This window comes from Vibrio sp. 10N.261.55.A7 (genome assembly GCF_002877365.1).
In the GTDB taxonomy this organism is placed as follows: Bacteria; Pseudomonadota; Gammaproteobacteria; order Enterobacterales; family Vibrionaceae; genus Vibrio.
In genome coordinates, this window is sequence record NZ_MCWZ01000014.1 from 18,333 (window position 1) to 39,742 (window position 21,410).

The 21,410-nt window shown below is 44.7% G+C and carries 14 protein-coding genes; 1 reads left to right on the forward strand and 13 read right to left on the reverse strand.

From position 1 onward, the window contains the following. Positions 1 to 28 precede the first annotated feature (28 nt). The 12 genes from BCU12_RS01400 to BCU12_RS01455 all read right to left on the reverse strand — a co-directional run bounded on the left by BCU12_RS01400 (position 29) and on the right by BCU12_RS01455 (position 19,624). On the reverse strand, positions 29 to 2,434 hold the full coding sequence (locus BCU12_RS01400; protein ID WP_102402615.1) for a N,N'-diacetylchitobiose phosphorylase: 2,406 nt from the start codon (positions 2,432 to 2,434) through the stop codon (positions 29 to 31). Positions 2,435 to 2,525: 91 nt separating this feature from the next. Next, complete coding sequence (locus BCU12_RS01405; protein WP_102402616.1) at positions 2,526 to 4,439, reverse strand: family 20 glycosylhydrolase; 1,914 nt, start codon at positions 4,437 to 4,439, stop codon at positions 2,526 to 2,528. Between the two features lie 9 nt (positions 4,440 to 4,448). Continuing rightward, positions 4,449 to 5,324: an N-acetylglucosamine kinase gene (locus tag BCU12_RS01410; RefSeq protein ID WP_102402617.1), complete on the reverse strand. Its 876-nt coding sequence runs from the start codon at positions 5,322 to 5,324 to the stop codon at positions 4,449 to 4,451. Positions 5,325 to 5,326: 2 nt separating this feature from the next. Continuing rightward, positions 5,327 to 7,051, reverse strand: a complete 1,725-nt coding sequence (locus BCU12_RS01415) for a glycoside hydrolase family 9 protein (RefSeq protein WP_102402618.1) — start codon at positions 7,049 to 7,051, stop codon at positions 5,327 to 5,329. Between the two features lie 88 nt (positions 7,052 to 7,139). Continuing rightward, a complete protein-coding gene (locus BCU12_RS01420) occupies positions 7,140 to 8,132 on the reverse strand; it encodes an ABC transporter ATP-binding protein (protein ID WP_102402619.1) in 993 nt (330 codons plus the stop codon). Positions 8,133 to 8,188: 56 nt separating this feature from the next. Continuing rightward, positions 8,189 to 9,172, reverse strand: a complete 984-nt coding sequence (locus tag BCU12_RS01425; RefSeq protein ID WP_102402620.1) for an ABC transporter ATP-binding protein — start codon at positions 9,170 to 9,172, stop codon at positions 8,189 to 8,191. 2 nt (positions 9,173 to 9,174) lie between these two features. Next, entirely contained in the window at positions 9,175 to 10,200 is a 1,026-nt protein-coding gene (locus BCU12_RS01430; RefSeq protein ID WP_102402621.1) for an ABC transporter permease, read from the reverse strand. A gap of 2 nt (positions 10,201 to 10,202) precedes the next feature. Then, positions 10,203 to 11,189, reverse strand: a complete 987-nt coding sequence (locus BCU12_RS01435; RefSeq protein ID WP_102402622.1) for an ABC transporter permease — start codon at positions 11,187 to 11,189, stop codon at positions 10,203 to 10,205. Between the two features lie 135 nt (positions 11,190 to 11,324). Further along, positions 11,325 to 13,004, reverse strand: coding sequence for an ABC transporter substrate-binding protein (locus BCU12_RS01440; protein ID WP_102402661.1), 1,680 nt, complete (start codon positions 13,002 to 13,004; stop codon positions 11,325 to 11,327). An 828-nt stretch (positions 13,005 to 13,832) separates the two neighbouring features. After that, positions 13,833 to 17,222, reverse strand: coding sequence for a response regulator (locus tag BCU12_RS01445; RefSeq protein WP_102402623.1), 3,390 nt, complete (start codon positions 17,220 to 17,222; stop codon positions 13,833 to 13,835). Positions 17,223 to 17,435: 213 nt separating this feature from the next. Continuing rightward, entirely contained in the window at positions 17,436 to 18,461 is a 1,026-nt protein-coding gene (gene rsmC / locus BCU12_RS01450) for a 16S rRNA (guanine(1207)-N(2))-methyltransferase RsmC (protein ID WP_102402624.1), read from the reverse strand. A gap of 77 nt (positions 18,462 to 18,538) precedes the next feature. Continuing rightward, positions 18,539 to 19,624, reverse strand: coding sequence for an AI-2E family transporter (locus BCU12_RS01455; RefSeq protein WP_102402625.1), 1,086 nt, complete (start codon positions 19,622 to 19,624; stop codon positions 18,539 to 18,541). Positions 19,625 to 19,719: 95 nt separating this feature from the next. Here BCU12_RS01455 and BCU12_RS23650 point away from each other — a divergent pair, with 95 nt between their 5' ends. After that, entirely contained in the window at positions 19,720 to 19,842 is a 123-nt protein-coding gene (locus BCU12_RS23650) for a hypothetical protein (protein WP_277871244.1), read from the forward strand. A 61-nt stretch (positions 19,843 to 19,903) separates the two neighbouring features. On the opposite strand, the gene hemL is transcribed toward BCU12_RS23650, so the two are convergent. Next, the gene (hemL, locus tag BCU12_RS01460) at positions 19,904 to 21,196 is read right to left on the reverse strand and encodes a glutamate-1-semialdehyde 2,1-aminomutase (protein ID WP_102402626.1); all 1,293 of its coding nucleotides are present in this window, start codon (positions 21,194 to 21,196) and stop codon (positions 19,904 to 19,906) included. Positions 21,197 to 21,410 lie beyond the last annotated feature (214 nt).

A 21,410-nucleotide genomic window follows, 5' to 3' on the forward strand; every position in this document is an offset into this window, starting at 1 on the left:
GAAGGTCACTTTTCACTAAAAATGCAGATTAGCCTAGAATGACAACGACTTCGTTGACACTTCCTTCGGCCTGTACCGGCAGAGCACCTTCAACAGACTGGCCGTTAAGCGTCATTGATTTCACGCCTTTGCTCACTGATGATGGGTTTTCAACCTTGATGTTGTAGGTAGCGCCGCGCCATTGACGGGTTACTTCAAACCCTGGCCAGTCTGTTGGAATACATGGGTCAACAGTAAGACCTTCATAACCGACTCGAACACCTAGAATGAAGTTCGTCACAGCAAAGTAAGCCCAGCCGGATGTGCCCGTTAGCCATGGGTGGTTTGCTCGACCGTGATCTTGGTGATCGCGTCCCATAATGAATTGAACATACGAGTACGGTTCAGCAATACGCTTATCGATCATGTCGTTTTGGTTGTATGGGTTCAGTGCATCGTAGAACTTCATTGCACGGTCACCACGGCCCAATTTAGCTTCAGCGACCCATGCCCACGGGTTCGGGTGAGAGAAGATAGCGCCATTCTCTTTAACGCCTTGGTAAACTCGTGTAACAAAGCCAATGTCGTCGTTTGGTGTTGCAAAAGAAGGTGAATTCAGGTGCAGACCGTATTCTGAGTAAAGGTTCTCATCAACCGCATCCATCGCTTTTTCACCACGCTCTTGAGAAACAGCACCTGACAAGACGGCCAGTGTATTTGACTCTAGGTGAATTCGACCTTCTGTCTGTTGAGCGGTACCAATCTTATCGCCGTCTTTTGTTAGACCACGGATATACCAACCGCCTTCTTCGTCCCAAAGGTGTGTTTCACAAGCTTCACGTACGTTTGCTGCCATCTCTGTATACTTAGCAACATCCTCGTCATTTCCACGGTGCTTCGCAAGGTCTAGGAACTCTTCAAGTGCCCAGTAGTGTAGGAATGAAACCATAGAAGACTCGCCGCCACCAAGGTTTAGACAGTCATTCCAGTCCGCACGAAGACCCTTACAAATACCGGTTTGACCAACGTACTCTGCTGAGAAGTCCAGCGCCGCTTTCATGTGGTCATAAACGCTGGCATTGCCGCCATCTGCGTATGGGATTTGCTCGTCGAAGAAGCTTTCTTCGCCCGTTTCCATCACGTATTTACAGATGGTTGGTACTAGCCATAAGTGATCATCAGAACAGGTGTCTTCGATACCGTGGATCTTGTCATCATCAGATGGAGTAGGGACAACCGTTGGAGATTTCGATGGCTCAACGTCGGCTTTATCTGGATCAAACCAATCAGGATCGAACAAGTGCAGGCCATAACCTGCTTTGACTTGTCCGCGTAGAAGATCGACGAGACGCTTACGAGTCATTTCAGGGTTAGCGTGCGGCACCGAGATCGCATCTTGTGCGGTATCACGGTAGCCAAGGCCAGTACGCCCACCGACTTCAATGAAAGATGCAAAGCGAGACCAAACAACACACGTTTCAGCTTGGTACAAAGTCCAAGCATTGATCATGGTATCTAGGCCTTCATTTGGAGATTTAACTTGGAACTTGTCGCAACGCTCATTCCAGTGCTCTTTAATACCAGCAAAAGCGGCATCAACATTGGCCAGATCTTGGTACTTTGTACGTAAGCGATCACCGTTCCCTTTACCGATTCCAAGGATGTAAGCGAAACGTACTTCTTCACCTGGCTGAATAGTAAATTGCTTATGGAGTGAACCACAGTGGTTGTAACAAGTTTGAGCACTGTTTGAACATTGGCCCTTTTCAACGGCGATTGGATTCGCTTCGTCACGGTATAGACCTAAGAAGTTATCGCGTTGACCGTCATAGGAATCTGGGTCAAATGTTGAAGCTAAGTAGTAGAAACCTTCAAAGTCATTCGTGTTGTAGTAAAGATCGTACTCAATAACACCATCTTTATATTCTGTACCCGCAGAGTACAGAGACATCTGGTGGTTTTGATTATCCGATTGAATATGGCTGAATGAAAACTCAACAAAAGAGAAAGCACTGATTTTACGCGGCTTGTCAGATGTGTTTTTGATGACCACGTCCCAAACTTCTGCATCTTCACCTTTTGGTACGAAAAGCGTTTTTTCAGCGCTGATTCCGCTGTACTCACATTTGAATTTTGAGTAAGACAGGCCGTGACGAACTTCGTAGCTCGCTTCGTCTAAGCTTTTTGCAACTGGCTGCCATGAAATCGACCAGTAATCACCGGTTTCATCGTCACGTAGGTACACATAGTGTCCAGGACGATCAAACGATGCATTGGGTCTGAACTTAGTCACGCGGTTATATTCAGGCGAATTGTAGAATGAGTAACCACCAGCGTTGTGAGAGATTACAGTACAAAACTTTTCAGTACCTAGGTAGTTAGTCCAAGGTGCTGGAACGTCAGGGCGAGTGATGACGTATTCACGATTCTCATTATCGAAATAGCCGTATTTCATGGTTCTATCCTTTTGTATAGGCTGCTAATACAACAGCCAAAATAAGTGCTAGTGAAATTTAAAAGAGCGAAAAACGCTCTTAACTTGAGTCTTACTTCCACGGTGAACGGTATTGAACATTCTGCTTGTCTAGCAGAGGCAAATGGCCTTTCAGTCGCGTTAAATAGTCATCCCAGTCTCGCTGTTCATTGCTGGTCCAGTAGGCTTCAGCCATGGCAGTTAAACGTGGGAATATCATGTAATCAATGCGCTCTTGATGGGTGACGATTTCACACCATAAGGCACATTGAACACCTAGAATGCGTTTCTTAATTGGGTCGCTAGCATCGATGTCAGCTAGCGGCTCATATTGGTAAGCTTGCTTAATGGGTAAAACGTTCGCCCAGTTAACCCCTGGTTCTTCTGGTGCGTAATCTTGCGCCATATCCAAATACGTGTGTTGCGCCGGTTGCAAAATGACGTCAAACCCTTGTTTCGCACACTTTAAGGCCGCTTCTTCGCTAAGCCATGAATAGATGATGGTGTCTTTACTGACTTTGTCTCCGTGTTGAGCTTCTTCCCAACCGACCATGCGCTTCCCAAGTGAACGAAGTTTCTTTTCGGCAAAGCGAAGCAAGTGACCTTGAAGTTCTTTTGGATCCTTATAGCCATGCTCTTCCATTAGGGATTGGCATTTCTCACTTTTCTCCCAAACGCCATTGGGCACTTCATCGGCACCAATGTGAATCCATGGAGACGGGAATAGTGCGGCAACCTCTTCAAGTACTTTCTCTAAAAAGGTGTAAGTACCTGGCAACCCTGGAGAGAGTACGTTGTCGCTGTAGTTTTGAATGCTACGGTATTCAGATTGATCATCGGGGTCGACAAGCAATTCAGGCAGTGCCTTGATCGCAGCTCGACTGTGGCCTGGCACATCTATCTCAGGAATGATCGTAATTCCACGTTGCTGTGCAAAGGCGATGATCTCTTTGATCTGTTCTTGGCTGTAAAAGCCAGAGTACGCTTGATCAATATGACTAAATTGAGGTTCAAGCTCTGACTGTGTTGAGCGATGAGAGCCGACATTAGTCAACTCTGGAAAGGCTTTTATTTCAATTCGCCAGCCTTCATCATCAGTCAAGTGCCAGTGAAAGGTATTAAATTTGTAGTGAGCCAGTTGATTGATCAGGCGCTTAACGGTTTCTATCGGGTGAAAGTGACGAGAGCAATCAAGCATCATGCCGCGGTAGTCGTATCGAGGCGTATCTGATATCTGAACGAAAGGAATGTGGAGTGCATTTTCTTCGTTGTTTTCTTGGATCAGTTGGATAAAAGAAGCGGTAGCGTGAACAAAGCCAGCCGATGAATTTGCTTCAAGAGTGACTCCACTTTGATCCACCGTAAGCTGATACTCATTCTTGTCACAAATAGGATTGGTGCGATAGCGAATATCACTACGACCGATCGAATGAGTCTTAAAGTTAAAAAGAGTGAGTAATTCCTGTTGAAGCCAGTTTGCTGCGCCGTCTGCAGTGCTTGCTTGCAAGGTTATTTGGCTTTTACCACTTAAAGTAAAATGCCCTGGTGACGTTTCTATTTTACTTGGCTTCGGAATGACGCAGATTTCCGCCGCCTTTACATGCGGAATCTCTGCTCGTTGGCGATATGGCGATGCCAATACCACTGGTGTCATTGTTACGGCATGGCGCTCATCAGTGTCAGTGTTGACCAGCACAGCGTCTTTAAGGCCATCAGTGTAAAATCTTAGTGGTGCCGTATGAATACTGAATTCACAATAGAAGTGGTCATTAGCTTTTAATACTTGTGTATTTGGTTTTAGAACACAGTAACTGCCGACTTGAGTCAGCTGACCATTTGATACGCTTTGGGGTTGGATGTATCGATCCATAATAAAGTTAAATGACCAATTTTGAATATCTTGATCACTCAGATTATGTAACGTTAGGGCAAAACGACAGGCTGGGTTTTGCTCTGAAAGTACTGCTAAATCTACTCTATAACTCATCTTAGATCCTCAGTACAAGTTGTGCTTTTTTTTGCCGGCGAACATTAGTGCACCTTCAATAGCGTCAAATTGTGGTTTTACAATCCACTGCTGAACGGGCGGAGACAACCATGCGACGATGCGTTCAGCAATACTGCCCATGAGACAGATTTTGTCAGCGCCCTTACGATTGAGAGCAACCAAAAACATTTCAATGTCAGAAGCGGTTTGTTTGAGCATTTCAATCGCCAACTCGTCGCCTTCGTTGGCCAACTGGAAAATAGCTGGAGAGAATTGGCCATAGTCTTTCGGAATTGCGCTCTTAGACCACTCAACGATTTGATCAATATCGTTGTTAAAGTGATTCATGACATGCCTAGAGAGGGCTGTGTCAGGTCGAATGCCATCCTGAGTGAGTAACACCTGCTGTATGAGCCTTAAACCCATCACTGCGCCACCACCTTGGTCTGAAATAGGAAACTCACGTCCCCCAACGACATGCTGTTGACCATTTTTAAGTAAGATGCCACACGACCCAGTACCACCAATCATGATTGCACCATCACTGCCATTGTGAGCACCGACACAGGCACCATAAGCATCGGTGTTCAGTGTTATGCTGGCAAATGGGTGGTCGAGTGCCATGAATTGCGTCCAAGCCGATTTATGCTCTGCACCAGCAAGTGCGAGCCCAACGTGCATTGAAGGATAATCAGTAGAGGTTAACCCTCCTTGCTGAGCAGCTGCGTCAATCGCATTGATAATAGAGGACATCGCAACATCAACCCCAAGAAGGATATTTGCGCTACCACTTTTGGCTTCACCAATAAATTGGCCATCTTGGGTGCGAATACGCGCGCGACATGATGTTCCACCACCATCAATACCAACGTAAAAAAGCGTCATAATTATTTCTCTCCCGTATTAGAAACAAAGTGCTTATATTGGTTGATGACAGCGAGCATGTACCATGCTCCATGCGGAATCCATTGTTCACCCCAGCGCCAGTTTTGTAGCATGTCGTCCTTTTGGCCGTCAGGATTGAAGGCGATGTCTTGTTCATTTTCAAAGCCAGCCGTAATGCCATTGCAGACACCACCTTTGGCATTGAAGAAACCTAAGTGAGGTAAATACTCAGGATTATTGTGACCATGCCCATCGAGCATGCACATGTTGTAAGGATTAAGCCCTACTATCCAGTTAAGAGAGTTTTGAGCGTAATCAGTCAGTTGTTGTTTTAGCTTCGCATCATCGATGAATGGTTGAGCTGAGAAAGCCATGCTGGCCAACGACCCTAATCGAGCATTCTCACCTTGCCACCAGTAACCGCTCTCGTTGTTTTGTGCGACGAAAAACGCGTCTCGTTTGTCTCCATCCACTGATTTTACGTACTGACGAGGGTAACCAAATGGGTTAGCGACGTTAGCCGTGATAGAGAGTTCAAATTGGCAGGCCGATTGAATGACTTCTTTTGCGCGCGATGCAGCGCTGTTGTCTACTTCTATAGAAAGGTATTCGCATAACGCGATAACAGGTAACCCTGCTTCGGCCGCATGGAAATATGGGCGAGAACCATCTGAATTTGCAGACCAAAAATGATCGACATTTGAATCTGATCGTTGACGATCCATTAAACGAGTCGCCCAAAGCCTTGCTTGAATGAGATATTTTTCTTCATTGGATGTGCGATATAGCTCAGTGGAAGCAAGCAACGCACAATACTCATCAATGATGTTTTCTTCACCGTTATTAAGGTACTGAGTATTGTATTCAACAAGGTGCCAGTATCCTCGCTCTGCGGCTTGAAGGTAATCCGTTTGAGAGTACTCACCATGCTCTGATAAGCGGGCGGCGGCGGCTAAGGCTGCGATTGATACCCCTGCGCCTTGACGAAAACCTGCTTGGTAATCATCGCTTTTATGGCCGTCTTGAGTTTCATAAGCACAAATGTCGCGTTGATTGATGTCTTTGCTCCATTTGTCAAAGACCGTCATGTAAAAAAATCCCTCAGTGTTTTGCATCCGAACTAAGAAGTCAGCACCGAACAAAGCCTCTTCCGTAAGGCGAGTGCGAGAAAAAGGAGCAAAACCTGAGTGATTTTCTAAAAGGGTTAACCCTTTCAGCATGTTCCATACCACCATGGGTATTTGCTGAGGGTTTAAGTAATTGGCATAAGAAAGGTGGCTCAGGTATTTACTGACGTCACCAGAAGCATCGTACCAGCCGCCATGCACGTCGGCAGTGACATTTGTGCCTAGCAGCGGTACTTGCTTATCCTGTTGATCAAAAATCCCACCACATCGTTGTGACTTAAAATAGTGCAGCACATCTGAAAATGTTTGCTGCATCAAAATACCCTCAGAAATTTCAAAGTTTTCTGAACGAGTATTTTGATATGAAATATAGTAATGGCCAGGGGCGACGAGTTGAGAAAAGTCGATGCTGTAAAAGTGACCTTGATGCCACTGTGCACAGCTCTTTCCGGCACTGACTGGAAGAGATAAAACAATCTGATGATCACTAGCACGTACTACTTGCGCATTCATACTAGAGAGGGTTTTCTCTTTAGTCATGATGATGGCTTGCTTAGTACCCTGTACTTCATAACCGATATGGTTAGTGAGTAACTGCATCAAATATCTCCGAATTTATAATGATTATTATTTTTTATGCCTAGAGCCAAGCGATCAAACTTAGCTCTAGGTGGATTGTTATGTGTTATTAATCGTATAAGTAACAGCGAACAAAATGGTTATCTGAAAGCTGTGTGACTTCAGGAAGGTGTTCTTTACATTTATCCATTGCATGAGTACAACGTCCGGCAAATGGGCATCCCGCAGACGCTGGCGTCCATAGTGGGATTTCACCCTTGTTACCTTCAAGCTTGGTATGAATGGATTTACTTGGATCTGGAACCGCAGATACAAGCAGTTTGGTGTAAGGGTGTTGAGGGTTTGCTATGACTTCATCGGTATCGCCCCATTCCACCATGTGACCGACGTACATCACTGAGATGTCTTCCGCGATGTAACGAGCAGTAGCGATATCATGGGTAATGTATAGAAGAGACATTTGCTTCTCAAATTTCATCTCTTCCATTAGGTTAAGTACACCAGCACGGATAGATACATCGAGCATGGATGTAGGTTCATCCGCCAACACCACTTCTGCGCCTACCGCGATGTTTCGTGCTAGGTTGACACGTTGGCGTTGACCACCTGATAGCTGGTGAGGGAATTTTTCCGCCGTTGCTTTTGGTGGAATAAGGCCTACTTGCTCAAGTAAGTCATAAACGCGCTCTTCCAATTCCTTTTTATTGCTCGCTGACACCTTATTGTGAATGATCAAAGGACGAGCAATATGGTGGAAAATATTGTGCGTTGGGTTTAATGAACCAAACGGGTCTTGCCATACCATTTGCACACCTTCACGGTAATGCATTAGGTCTTTTCTCGCTGTGATATCTTGAATGTCGCGACCTTTGTACTCAATTACACCATCAGTCGGTGCGTACATTTTTGCGATCATTTTTGCCGTCGTTGATTTACCAGAACCTGATTCACCTACAACCGCAAGGCCACGGCTTTTGTACATTTTGAAAGATACGTCATTGATTGCACGCATCATTGGCTGTTGTAATGTATTACTGCTGATAGGAAAGTCTTTTATGACATTCTTTCCTTCTACCAGTAGTTCGCCATATTCATTGCTCATAATTGTCTCCAGAAATTCTTATATCTACGTCAGAGTCTTACGCTCATTCGAGCTAGTTATGCCTTTGCCTGAGCAATAGGTTCGCCATATAAGTGGCAGTTAGAGAAGCGGTTTTCTTCTATCTGACGTAAGTGTGTCGGCACCTTAGTACATGCTTCGTGGACGCGGTCACAACGAGCTTGGAAACGACAACCTTGAGGGATTTCAAGTAAGTTAAGTGGATTACCTGGAATGCCTTGTAGCTTAGTTTTAGGTCCGATCAATGGAGGGAAAGAACTACCCAGCCCTTTGGTGTAAGGGTGGTAAGGGCTTTCTAGAATCTCTTTAGATGGTGCTACCTCAATCAATTCACCCGAGTACATGATGCCGATGCGGTCAGAGAACTCGACCATCAATGACAAATCATGAGTAATGAACAATATAGAGAAACCAAACTCTTCTTTAAGTGCGTAGATTTTTTGTAGAATCTCTCGCTGAACAACCACATCAAGGGCCGTTGTTGGCTCATCCATGATGATCATTTTTGGATTCAGTGCTAACGCAATCGCAATAACCAAACGCTGACGCATACCACCTGAGAACTGGTGTGGGTAATCGGTCAAGCGGCTAGGGTGGATATCAACGATTTCCAATAACCCTTCTGCACGTTTAATCGCTTGTTCACGAGTCATGTTCGTGTGACGCATAATCACGTCACAGAACTGGTCTTGCATCGTCAGTACTGGGTTTAGTGCATTCATGGCACTTTGGAACACCATTGACATCTCACTCCAACGGAAAGATTGCATTCTTTCGTCGCTGTATTGCAGGATGTTTTCACCGTTGAAGATGACCTCACCGCCCGTGATAAATGCAGGTGGCTTATGTAGACGCATCAAAGAAAAAGCAACAGTGGATTTACCACAACCGGATTCACCGGCTAGGCCAAAGACTTCGCCTGGTGCGATATCAAAACTCACGTTGTTACATGCGCGGATATCGCCCGCGTCTGTAATGTAGTCGACGCATAAATTGCGGATAGAAATTAGTGGCTCAGTCATGATTATTTATCTCCGCTCCAAAGTGAATTTTGTGGTGGTAGTGTTGGTTCGCGCTCAGTTTTGTCTTGCTCTGCAAGCGTTTTCCAGCGCTTCATTCCTTTGTGAGAACGTAGTTGAGGGTTAGCAATTTCATCGACAGCAAAGTTAAGCAATGCAAGACCAACCACTAAGAAAGTCAGTGCGAAACAAGGTGCTAGAAGCTCCCACCAAGCGCCAACAATCATTGAAGAGGATGTGTTTACGTTGTAAAGCATGATGCCCCAGCTAACAGTACTTGGGTTACCAAGGCCTAAGAACGACAATGTTGCTTCTGTCATAATAGCTAGCATTACAGAGCCGATGAAGCTTGCACCAACGATTGAAATAAGGTTCGGTAGAATTTCAACAAAGATGATTCTGAACGATGATTCACCCAGTACTTCTGCTGCTTTAACAAATTCTTTTTCACGTAGAGATAGCGTTTGTGAACGTACAACCCTTGCCCCCCATGCCCAGGAGGTGGCACCGATTACCAACGCTATGGTTAATGGGCCTGCTGCACCTATGAAGGCGGCGATGACAAACAGTAATGGCAATTGAGGGATGACGAGCATGATGTTCATTGCAGCGGATAACACATCATCCACGCGTCCACCAAAGTAACCAGCTGAAACACCGATGATGGTTGCCAACACACACACCATTAAACCAGCACCGAAGCCCACAGCTAGTGAGGTACGTGCACCATAAACAACTTGTGACCAGACATCTCGACCCATGCGAGTCGTGCCCAATGTGTGCTCAGCTTTCTTAGATAGTAGAAGCGTGCGACGGCTATCTGCTAAGTTTTGAGCAACCCAACCATCTGGGTTCGCCTGCGCTGACTTCACGACAAATGCAGGGTACTCGTGTGGGTTACCTGTACGCTTATTTGGCTCATACTTTGTAATAACTGGAGCAAAAATAGCGGCGAAAATGAAAAGCATGATAATTGAAAAGCCAACCAGTGCCTTATGGTTATTCGAGAATAATTTTATTAAGTTTTTCATAATTATTTACCCCCTTTGCGTAGGCGAGGATCAAGTGCCACGATAAGGATGTCGGCTAGGAAGTTAAAGAACAGCATAAATAAAGTCATGATGAGTAGCTGACCTTGCAGGACTTGATAGTCACGTGCATGAATAGCATTCAGTAGTACCGTACCAAGACCAGGGTAGTTGAATATCATCTCGATGATCAGCTGACCGCCGATGGCCATACCTAGCGCCATTGAAAGAGCGGTAACACTTGGAAGCATCGCGTTTCGAGCTGCGTAGTTAAAGACAACGCGGTTTTCGCTTAGACCTTTACCCTTTGCCATTGTGATGTAATCTTCATTGAGCAGGTTGATCATGTTGTTACGCATGTTGATCAAGAAGCCACCGATTTGGATGATGGTTGCACAGAAAAGTGGCAATACAGCGTGGTATGCAACATCTTTCAAGAATTCCCAACTTGTCCAGTCTGGAATCGTACCGGCAGTATAGGCATAAGTAGATGGGAACCATTTAGCGCCATAGGCAAAGGTGTATAGCACCAGCATTGCGACTACAACAGGGGGAACGGCTTGAACCACCATCATTCCCGGTGAAATGAATGCGTCATATTTACTGCCACGTTTCCACGCTGCGAAAATACCTAATGTTGAGCCAATACAGAATGCTAGTACTACTGCAGAACCCGCTAGGAAAAGAGACCAACCAACAGCGCCACCTAAAACTTCGTTTACAGTTTGAGGGAACGTTTGAATTGAGATACCTAGGTCCCAAGTAAGGATACCTTTTAGGTAGATGAAATACTGTTCGTAGATTGGTCCATCAACAAACCCAAGCAGATCTTTCATTGCTGCGATTCGTTCTGGCGTAACCTGTGAATTTGCATTAGCAAACATCATGGTAACTGGGTCACCAGGCATTGCTCTAGGCAAAATAAAATTCAGTGTTATTGCAAATAAAAGTGCTATCAAATAGAAAGATAACCGACGAATAAAGAAACCCATAACTCACACCTTAGTCATCCAGCACTGTTGTGCACCAGATTTAAGACAAAAATCCCCCTGACGCAAAGCGCCACAATTAACAGTAGGAGGGGGAAGTGACGGTGCGCAAGGTGCGCACCGTAAATTAGAACCTAATTAAGACTTAGGCTTTAGATCAAGTACTTGCAGTAGACGTTCTTGCGTGTTGGTGATTGGCATTGGACGTCCTTGTGGATTCTCTTCATTCCACCAACCCGTGAAACGAGAAGTGTTATATTGAGAAGTGTACGCGCCAGACATTACAGGAACAGTTACTTGGTTCTCTGCGATGATGCCTTGGATTGTGTGAGCGATCTTAACTTGCTCATCACGGTCTGCCGTTTGGTAGAAACCATCTAGTGCTTTATCAAGCTCTTTGTCGTTCCAGTAGTGCAGTGCAAAACGAGGCATGCCTTGGTTTGCTTGGAAACGAGAGTGGTACGCGCTATCCCAGTAAGTGTATGGATCTGCACCGTGGAAGTAGTTCGTGTAAGCAACATCATAAGTTGCGTCTAGCATCGCTTGGTTGTAAACAGAGAAGTCAGGAGTCGCTGCTTTCGCTTTGATGCCTACTTCTTCTAGCATTTCAACACTCAGTTGTACTGTGTTGTTGAAGTCAGTCCAACCGTTTGGTGATTGGATAGCGAGTTCAAGTTTCTTACCTGTTGGAGTTTCAACGAAACCATCGCCATTTGTATCAACGAAACCAGCTTCTTTTAGAAGTGCTTTAGCGTTGTCAACGTTGTAAGTCATGAATGGCTTGTACTTGTTGTACACTTCGTCATCAGACCAAGATGCGAATGCAGCGCCAAGACCTGAAGCGTAATCGTTCACTACACCGCCGCCGTAGAATGCGATTTCGATGATTGTTTCACGGTCAATAGCCATAGAGAATGCGCGACGGAAATCAATGTTGTTGATAGCTTCTGAGTTACCAGCTTCTGGCGATTTGTAGTTGAATACAAATGCTTGGCTACCGCCAGCAGGGTACCAGTATTTGTTATCTGGGCTAGCTGCTGCGTAAGTGCTGTCTACGTCAGGAATGAAAGAGTAAGACCAGTCAAACTGACCGCTTAGAACTTGACCTAGGAACTGCTCGTTACCAGCAACTTGTGGTAGACGTAGACAGTCAACATCTAGGTTGTCTGCATCCCAGTAGTTAGGGTTACGACACTGAGTGTAAAGTTGAGGAGTGAAGGTTTCGATCTCAGTAAATGGACCTGTACCCACTGGGTTTTCGTTAGTGAAGCGTGATGGATCTTCAACCTTGCTCCATACGTGCTCTGCAACAATAGATACTTTGTTGATTAGGTATGGAAGGTTTGAGTTTGCTTCTGTTAGATCGAAAGTCACTGTGTTGCCTGATGCAGTGATTTTGTCTAAACGAGCGTTGATACCTGTGCGGTCAAGCTCAGGGTGCTTTTTAAGCATGTTAAATGTAAATGCTACATCTTCTGCTGTAAATGCTTCACCATCAGACCATTTTACACCGTCACGGATGACAAAAGAAACTTGCTTTAGGTCATCTGACATTTTGTAGCTTTCTGCCAAACGTAATACAGGCTCATTCCCTTTTAATTCGTTAAAAACAACTAGTGGCTCATAGATGAAATCTTGAACTGTATCTAGCTGAGTTTGTAGATAAGGGTTGAAGTTACGAACGAAAGTTGGGAAAAACTTTGGAACTACAGTTAGTTCACTACGTTCTGATGCAGAGGCGATTGGTGCTGTAACTACAGTAGTCGCTGCTGCAAGTACTGCAAACGCTAACTTTGTTTTTTTTAAATTGGCAAGCATAGCTGTCATAGCTGTGTCCTTACTTTTGTTTAGTTTCACTAATGGATGTGAATGTCATCAATTGATTAACACTCCCCAAGGCATACCATTGTTTATCCTTCGAGTTGCTTTAAGCGATTGGCTAGAAACAATTCAATACAAAGTGGCCTGTAAGCCTTAGGCCCTATAAGAAAACACTGTGCCGGACTTTTTTTCAAACACCATTCCCGTCAAAAACGTTAAAACCTGCATGCTCTCCGTCATTAACGTTAAAAATTCGTTTTGTGATTATTTTTTGTTCTAGATTATACGCAGTTCAACATCTCACTTTTGACGTTATACTCCACAGTTTGTAAGTGGTTACTATTCCAATTGATCTTATTTTGCAGGGCTTTTATTTCTCACTTTGATTATTGAGATCTCCGTCACTAGCCATTATTTACGTTAATTATACGTGAAAATTAAATCTGACGTATTGTTGTGACTCGCTTCTCAATATTCAAACGTAAACGACTTTTCAACGAGAGAATTGCTTTTTAGCACAAGAATTCATCCAAATATTGCGTTGTTAGTTCAGTAAATTTACGAGGAAAAATAACCCTATAACTCTGTTGGTGTTTTTTCCTAGGGAGCCTTAGATGAGGCTTTGTCGCTGTATAGCTCAGTGCCATCCACCTTAAGTGCGAGGCCTTTAGAAGTTGTAGAGTTGGGGGTGAATGCGGTTCGACGGACTAGCAACAGGAGAGGACGATAGGGGAGTGAATCGTAACTGTGAGAGCAGAAGGAGAGACTCTCTATAGAACAAAAAAAGGCCTGTATAAACAGGCCTTAGGGGGATATCTACGAAACTTAGCTAGTTAACAACTTTTGCAGTTTATCTCTGAGTACCATTAAGTGAGATCGTTGTGGACTCGACTCCTGACAGTGTTCCAATATGTAATCAATAGAATTGAGCACTGTTCTCCAACGTGGGGTGTTGGGCAGCGTCTCTTTACGGAGGTACTTATCCAGGGTTCGAGTTTGCAGAGTACTTCGGTCAAGGTACACACGCCACAATCCACTCTGTTCAGCGAAAGCGAATTTAGTCTGGCCTGTCACCCTCTCCCAATAATCGATAGCACTTGTCATCGCTTCAACTAGAACCTCTCTCATCACATCTTGTCGTGATTGAGTTTCTCCTCCAGCACGGTCAGCTATTCGAGTGAACTCACCACCTAGCTCTTTGAGCTGTTGAAGTTTTTCCTTGTCTCCTTCGAATGCATAGCTAGATAACGCCTCAATCGCTGTTTCTAGGTTTCCTATTCTCGCTGCATTGACACTTCCGCCAACGTTAAAGATGTACATCGCTTTCAAGCCAGATTCTTCTGGCAGCTTAAGAATATCGGTAGAGATGTTTTGGCGAATGTCCTCAATGTAAATATCTATATTGCCGCAATAGTGCTCTTGTTCAACCAGAAGGTATTTAGGCGCAATCATTTCATCGGCAATGGAGCGCTTTAATTGCTCTGGTGTGCGTTTGAACAACTTAGATGCGGCTTCATTGGCAAAACGGACCTTGTTGTCGTCTCGAATACAGACAATCGCTTCGGGAGCGGATTCTAATTGCTCGAGTAAACGACCTTGTGTCTCAAGCAAGCTTGCTTCAACCATCGCTCTGTGTTTCAGCTCTATTTGCAGTTTAGAGTTTTCAATTCGACGTTTTTCGGCTTGGCTAGCCGCGAGGTGCGCCGTAATTCGAGCGGCTAACTCTTGTTTATTAAAGGGTTTAGACAAGTAGTCATTGGCGCCAGCTTCGAATCCACGTACTCGGTCGTCAGACTGGTTTAGAGCGGTCAACATGATGACGGGTAATTCTGAATGGTCATATTGCTCTCGTAGTTTTTCGCAGACGCTGTAACCAGAAAGCCCAGGCATCATGACGTCGAGCAGCAATAGCTCCGGTTTCTCTTTTTCAACCTGCTCCAGCGCTTCATTGCCGTCTTTTGCGGTTCTGACTCTATAACCTTCAATACGTAAGAAGCTATCTAGAATGCGAAGGTTGACGGGCTCATCATCAGCAATGAGAAGCAGTGGCCCTTGCGGGTTCTCCGGAAGGCTGTTCTGATCTGGCAGTACAATCTCATTCAGATCTGGTGCGTTAAAATGGCTGGTTTCTCCGAATCCAGCGGCTTCAATCTCACTGTCCAGTGCGAGTGGAAGAGTGAAACTGAAAGTCGTTCCCACCATCGGCTGGCTGCTTACGTAGAGTGAGCCATTCATCAATTCGATTAACTGGCGACTAATAGATAGCCCCAGGCCTGTTCCCTGCCTATAACGACTAGAATCTGAGCCAGCTTGAATCAATGGTTCAAAGATATGTTCCAACTGTTCAGCGGGTATCCCTTGGCCAGTATCGACCACTTGTACTCGTAGATTATCGTCGACGACATTCGCTGAGATTACAATCTTGCCTTCAGAAGTAAATTTAATGGCATTACCAATAAGGTTGTAAAGCACTTGCTCCAAGCGTTGTGGGTCAGCCGAAACCCATAACATTTCATCGGGTACTTGGTTGATGATACGGATTGGCTTGTTGCCAAGTAAGTGGTGAGAGAGCTCTAGAACTAAACGGGTCGCGCTGGATAGATCGACAGCACAAGTATTAATGTCAAGATTTCCATAACGCATTTTATGGTAGTCCAACAAATCATCGACCAAGGTCGTTAGGCGCTGCCCACTACTTATAATGATGTTGAGTTGGTATTTATGATCGGCGGTAATTGGGCCGTTCGCCCCTGAGACTAATGACTCAGCAATGCCGACCATGCCATGTAAAGGGGTGCGAAGTTCATGAGAGGTGGTGGCTAAGAATTCATCTTTTAGCTTGTTGGCTAGGTGTAACTCTTCATTCTGTTTCTTGATTAAGTGAAGGTTACTTTCTAGCTCACTATTTTGAGACTTTATGAGGATCATCTTTTCGCGTATTGAACGTTGCATACGCTCAAAGCTAACGGCTAAGCGCCCAATCTCATCTTTACGTTCCGTGTTAATCATCGTTTCATCGAGATCACCCGCTGAAACCTTTTCCGCAGCCCAGGTCAGTTTTAGCAGTGGCGATGTAATGAAGTTTGATAGGTAGTGAGAAGCGATAACCACAAGTACTAAAGCGGTCAGCATAGCGATGACAAACAGTTTCTCAAGTTGGTGGACGCGAGCAAATGCCTCTTTCTCTGCGACTTCAACCACGATGGCCCAGTTTAGGTCTCTAAAGCTGATAGGGCTGTAAGCCGCGATAGTTTTTTCATTTTCGGTGTTTGTATAAGTGCCAACAGAGTTCAAACCTTGTAGCGCTAACTTAATCACTTCGGTACTGGTTGCGATATCGTCTTGTTGAAAAGCCATGGTTCGACTTTGTTCATCTTGTCCAACGAGCAATGTTCTCATCGAAGAGGTTTTACTGATGTCTGCAATCAGTTTCGTTATGCCATTGTTTGGTAGCCTAAACATCGCATAGCTATGGAGGTAGCCCTGTTGGATGATCGGTGCCCCAAGCCAAGCGACAGATTTCCCTTCGCTATTGGGAGAAAAATCAGAGATGATGACTGGCGTAAAATCGGGATTGGTTGAATGTTTTTCTTTTAAGATCGTTTGTAACTTTTTGAACGCTAAACCGAGGTTGTCATCCTTGTAATTGCCCGTAACAAGGTTGGTTCCGAAATAGTCATATTTATAAATAGAGTAAGTCACATTACCTGTTCGATCGACAAGCAAAATATCCTCAAAATCAGAACGTTTAAGTAGCTCTTGATAGGCCCAGTGATAGCGCTTGTGTAGCAGTCGGTATCGTTCACTTCCTGCATAAGAGGTTGATTGTGGAAGAATTGACGTACGAATCTGATCGCCTGAGCCTTCGATAAATCTTTGCTGAGCATGACTTCTTGCTTGTTCTATGTCTGGGCCCAAGTTCTGAAAGGCGTTAACCAGTCCATAGAAGCGGCCACCACTTGCGTGAGCGAGTTCTGAGCGCACAAAGCCCATAACCTCAGACTCTTTAGCATAGAGATAGTCGATAACTTGCTGTCGCTTGGTGTCTCGAACGGAGGTGACATGCGATGTACTCTGCTCTTGAAGATCGGTACTGTGTGAATGGAGGAAAAACAGTGCCACGACGGTCAAAGGCGTAAGGCTTAGAACCAAGAATGCCAACATCAAGGTGTTTTGGAGGCGTTTGAATTTTTGTTTGCGATAAAACCTGAACATAATAAGGCGTTACTTTCCTTTCAGTAAATGATGAAACCAGTTTCACCAAGCAAAGTAAAAATGCGTAGAATGACAAAATTAACGAGTTTTTTTCCTTTGACAAGTAAGTCAGTAGCAATTCGTGTTCAAAGGCGCATAAAAGCACCAATTCGCAGAGCTTTGGCGACGGATTAGACGTATTTCTTAAGGCGCTTAATCCGTACGTTTAGTTGGCTAACCTTTGTTTGCGTTGTAGATGGCAAATTTATTGGTCTTATTTAGCGTCTCACAATGACCAAATGCATTTTCTATGATCGGTATGTATTTTAAGAAACTATTAGCCACAATCACCAATTGGCCCATATGTTTTAACTTGCTTGGCGCTTCGGCTAATAAGGTTTCCGTCGCACTGTAGCTAGTATCTAGGCCTGAATGAAATGGCGGATTACTGACAATAAATTGGTAGTCTTTACTGCAATCTGAATAGACATCACTGGCAAATATGTTCCCGGTTAAACCATTTGCCAGGAGTGTTTGCTTTGTTGAGGCAACGGCCAACGCACTAATATCACAGCTTTCTAACTCTATATCGGGATTTTGGCTCGCCATGACCGCGCTTAGAACGCCGGCTCCACAACCGAAATCGAGTACTTTGCCTTTAAGTGTTGGTAGTGTGTCGAGTAAAAGCTTGCTACCGACATCGAACTCACCATGGCTAAAGACGCCCGGCAGGCTTTTAATGGTTAATTCTTGGTTGTTGTAATTAACCTGATAACTCTTATACCAATCTTCTAACGAGAAACGAGCTGGTTGCTCTAAGCATTGTCCCCAGTAGAAAGAGCAGCGCCTCGCGGAGTCAAACTTAGTAATAGGCCCATAAGTTTTGAACATCTTTTCAATGCTTCGTACTCCAGAACGATTTTCACCGACAACGACAATTTCGGTATCTTTTCCAAGCTTACTCAGTAGCATTGTAAGCAAAAACTCTGCTTCCGCTTTCGCTTTAGGCCAATAGAGTAGAATCATATCTGCTTGGGTTGACTCCGTTAATTCGGCGCCAAAATAGCAGTTAAGCTGGGAGTGCGTTTTTACCTGTCTGTAATAACCATAGTTTGTCGTGTAGATGGATACCGATTCACAGTGATCAACTAACTCTAGAGGAAACAGATCTTCGGCTTCTCCGGCAACTAGGACATGCTTCCCGTTGAAATAAGCAAGTTGGCGTTGTGCGATTTGACTAGGGGTAGTATATGCAGACATGGTTCATTCTGTAGTAGATCAAGTGAGGGCTGATTTTCTCACAATCTGCCCTCTGCTAGAAGTCTTTCGTGTTGGGGTTAACTATTATCTTGCTTGGTTAGGAAACCCTTGAAATCCTCTTCATAGATTGTAAACAACACGATGGTGATGGCAAAAATCAACGGCCCGTAAATAAGTCCTATTAAACCAAAGAGTTGTATACCACCAAGCAGTGAGAAAAATATCATCAGTGTATTCATACCCGCACTGCCTTGCATGAGCAAAGGGCGCAGTAGATTATCGATAGAACCGACAATAGCAACACTCCAGATAGCCAAGAAAATTGCCCAATTCGTATCGCCGGTCAAGTAGAGGTAAACAGTCGCGGGAATCCAGATAAGTGCAGTACCGACAACCGGAATAAAGGACGCAAAGCCCATCATTGTTCCCCAGAACAACCCCGGAAAGCCAGCTAGCCACATGCCTATTCCGCCAGCAAAGCCTTGAGCGATTGCCGTTAGAAAGGATCCCATGACTGCGGATTTAGAGACTTGTTCAATTTCTGTTAAGAGTCGATCTTCTTGGCTACGAGATAAAGGCAGTATGTGACGGATTGCGCTGATGATTTTGTCATGATCACGAAGCAAGAAAAACAATACAAACAGCATTAAGAAGAAATCCATAAGAAAATGGGTCGCGTTACCCAAAATCTTTGCGCTTATAGCAACGAGGCTCGATCCAAATGTCGTGGCAAACTGCCCAATCTTTGTGGCAATTTCTTGAGGCTTAATCTCATCAAACGGCAGGTAAGTGTTAGCAAATGCGAGGGCCTTTACGACCAAGGGGTGCTCTAACAGTGTATTGATTCCACCATGAGTCACCCACTGGTAGGTACTGTGCGAAAAAGTCGACCCTTGTTGAACGATAGCAGCAAAAACAACCAACAAAGGAAGAACAATAATGAAGGTCAAAATAACACAAGACAAGAGAGAGACTGTGTTCTTGTGTTTCGGAAGCTTCTTTTCTAACCAATCATGGATTGGAAACATGAGTAACGAAATAATAAACGCCATAACGATGGAGTTGACGTACGGTTCAACCAGTAAATAGCAGGCATAAGCCGAAGCTATGAGTGCAGCAATTAATACCCAATGGCTAGAGTTTATTTGAACTTTGTCCTTCACTTCGATGCCCTACGTTCATGTGTGTTATGTCATAATGACGGTAAATCAAAATGTTATCAATGTACTCGTTAATAGAGAACCCAAAGGAGAGCTGAATGGGGTGTTGTAACGGCGGCTGTGATGAGCATAAAAAGCAGAAGCGTAAGAAGTGGCCGATTAACGGGGTGACGCTAATACTGTTGGTTTTACTTGTTTTAGTGATTCTCTATTGGCAATAAAAAAACGAGCTAAAATTTAGCTCGTTTTTTTTAAGTTTAACTCGTTCGCTTGAGGTACTAATTATGCCTCTTGGGCAAGGATAGCGAAACAGCGATCCGCGGCCTCTAGTGTTGCCTCAAGTTCTTTTGTATCGTGAGCTAACGATAGGAAGCTTGCTTCAAATGCTGAAGGCGCAAGGTAAACACCGTGTTTAATCATTAGGTGGAAGAAGCGCTTAAAGCGGTCAATATCGCATTTAGTCACATCTTCGTAGCACGTAATACTCTCTTGCTCTGTAAAGAAGAAGCCGAACATCCCACCCACTTGATTGACCGCTAATGGAATACCGTGTTTATCTGCAAGTGATTTAAAACCGTTAGCGATGTATTTGGTTTTATCCGCGAGACGCTTTTCGTTACCTTCTTCTTTTAACAAGTTAAGACAAGCTAAGCCTGCCGCCATTGCTACCGGATTTCCAGATAATGTACCCGCTTGGTATACAGGACCCGTTGGTGCGATGTGCTGCATGACTTCTTTAGAACCGCCGAAAGCACCGACAGGCATGCCACCGCCAATGACTTTACCTAACGTTGTTAAATCGGGTTTGATGTTGTAATGCGCTTGAGCGCCGCCTAATGCCACGCGAAAACCTGTCATGACTTCATCAAAAATAAGTAACGCACCTTCTTGATCACAAATTTCACGTAGCCCTTCATGGAAGCCTTCCACAGGAGGAATGCAGTTCATGTTGCCCGCGACAGGCTCAACGATAATACAAGCGATTTCGCCTTTATTCGCTGCGAAGAGTTCACGAACAGAATCTAGGTTGTTAAATGCAGCGGTAAGAGTGTGCTTCGCAAAATCTTCAGGTACGCCAGGAGAGCTTGGTTGACCAAGTGTTAATGCACCTGAGCCGGCTTTAACTAACAAGCTGTCAGCGTGACCATGGTAACAGCCTTCAAACTTCAAGATTTTGTCGCGACCTGTGTAACCACGAGCCAGGCGGATTGCGCTCATCGTTGCTTCCGTACCAGAGCTCACCATGCGCAGTTGCTCCATTGATGGAACCAGTTCTGATACAAGCTCAGCCATGTTGATTTCGGTTTCAGTCGGCGCACCGAAGCTTAGGCCACGTTGAGCAGCTTCGATAACCGCATCGCGAATTACACCATGGTTGTGACCGAGAATCATTGGTCCCCAAGAACCGACGTAGTCGATATACGCTTTGCCGTCAGCATCAAAAATCAAAGGACCATCTGCTCGTTCAACAAAAATTGGAGAACCGCCAACACCGTTGAAAGCGCGAACGGGAGAGTTCACCCCTCCAGGGATAGTCTGTTGAGCTTTTTGATAAAGTTCTGCTGATTTGGTCATCGGTACATCCTCGTTTGATTATTGGGACCAAGTGGTCTCGCATTGTACCGATCCGAGTAGGAACAAGAAATCTTTTGCTGAATTTTCTGCACCTTTTCACATCTTAAACAGGTATATTGAGGACAAATTTAGTGAAAACTCGATTCCAAGCGAGGAATACTTGAACGAATAAGTCAGGTATTAGATAATCGATTCATTATTAAAAAAGATACAC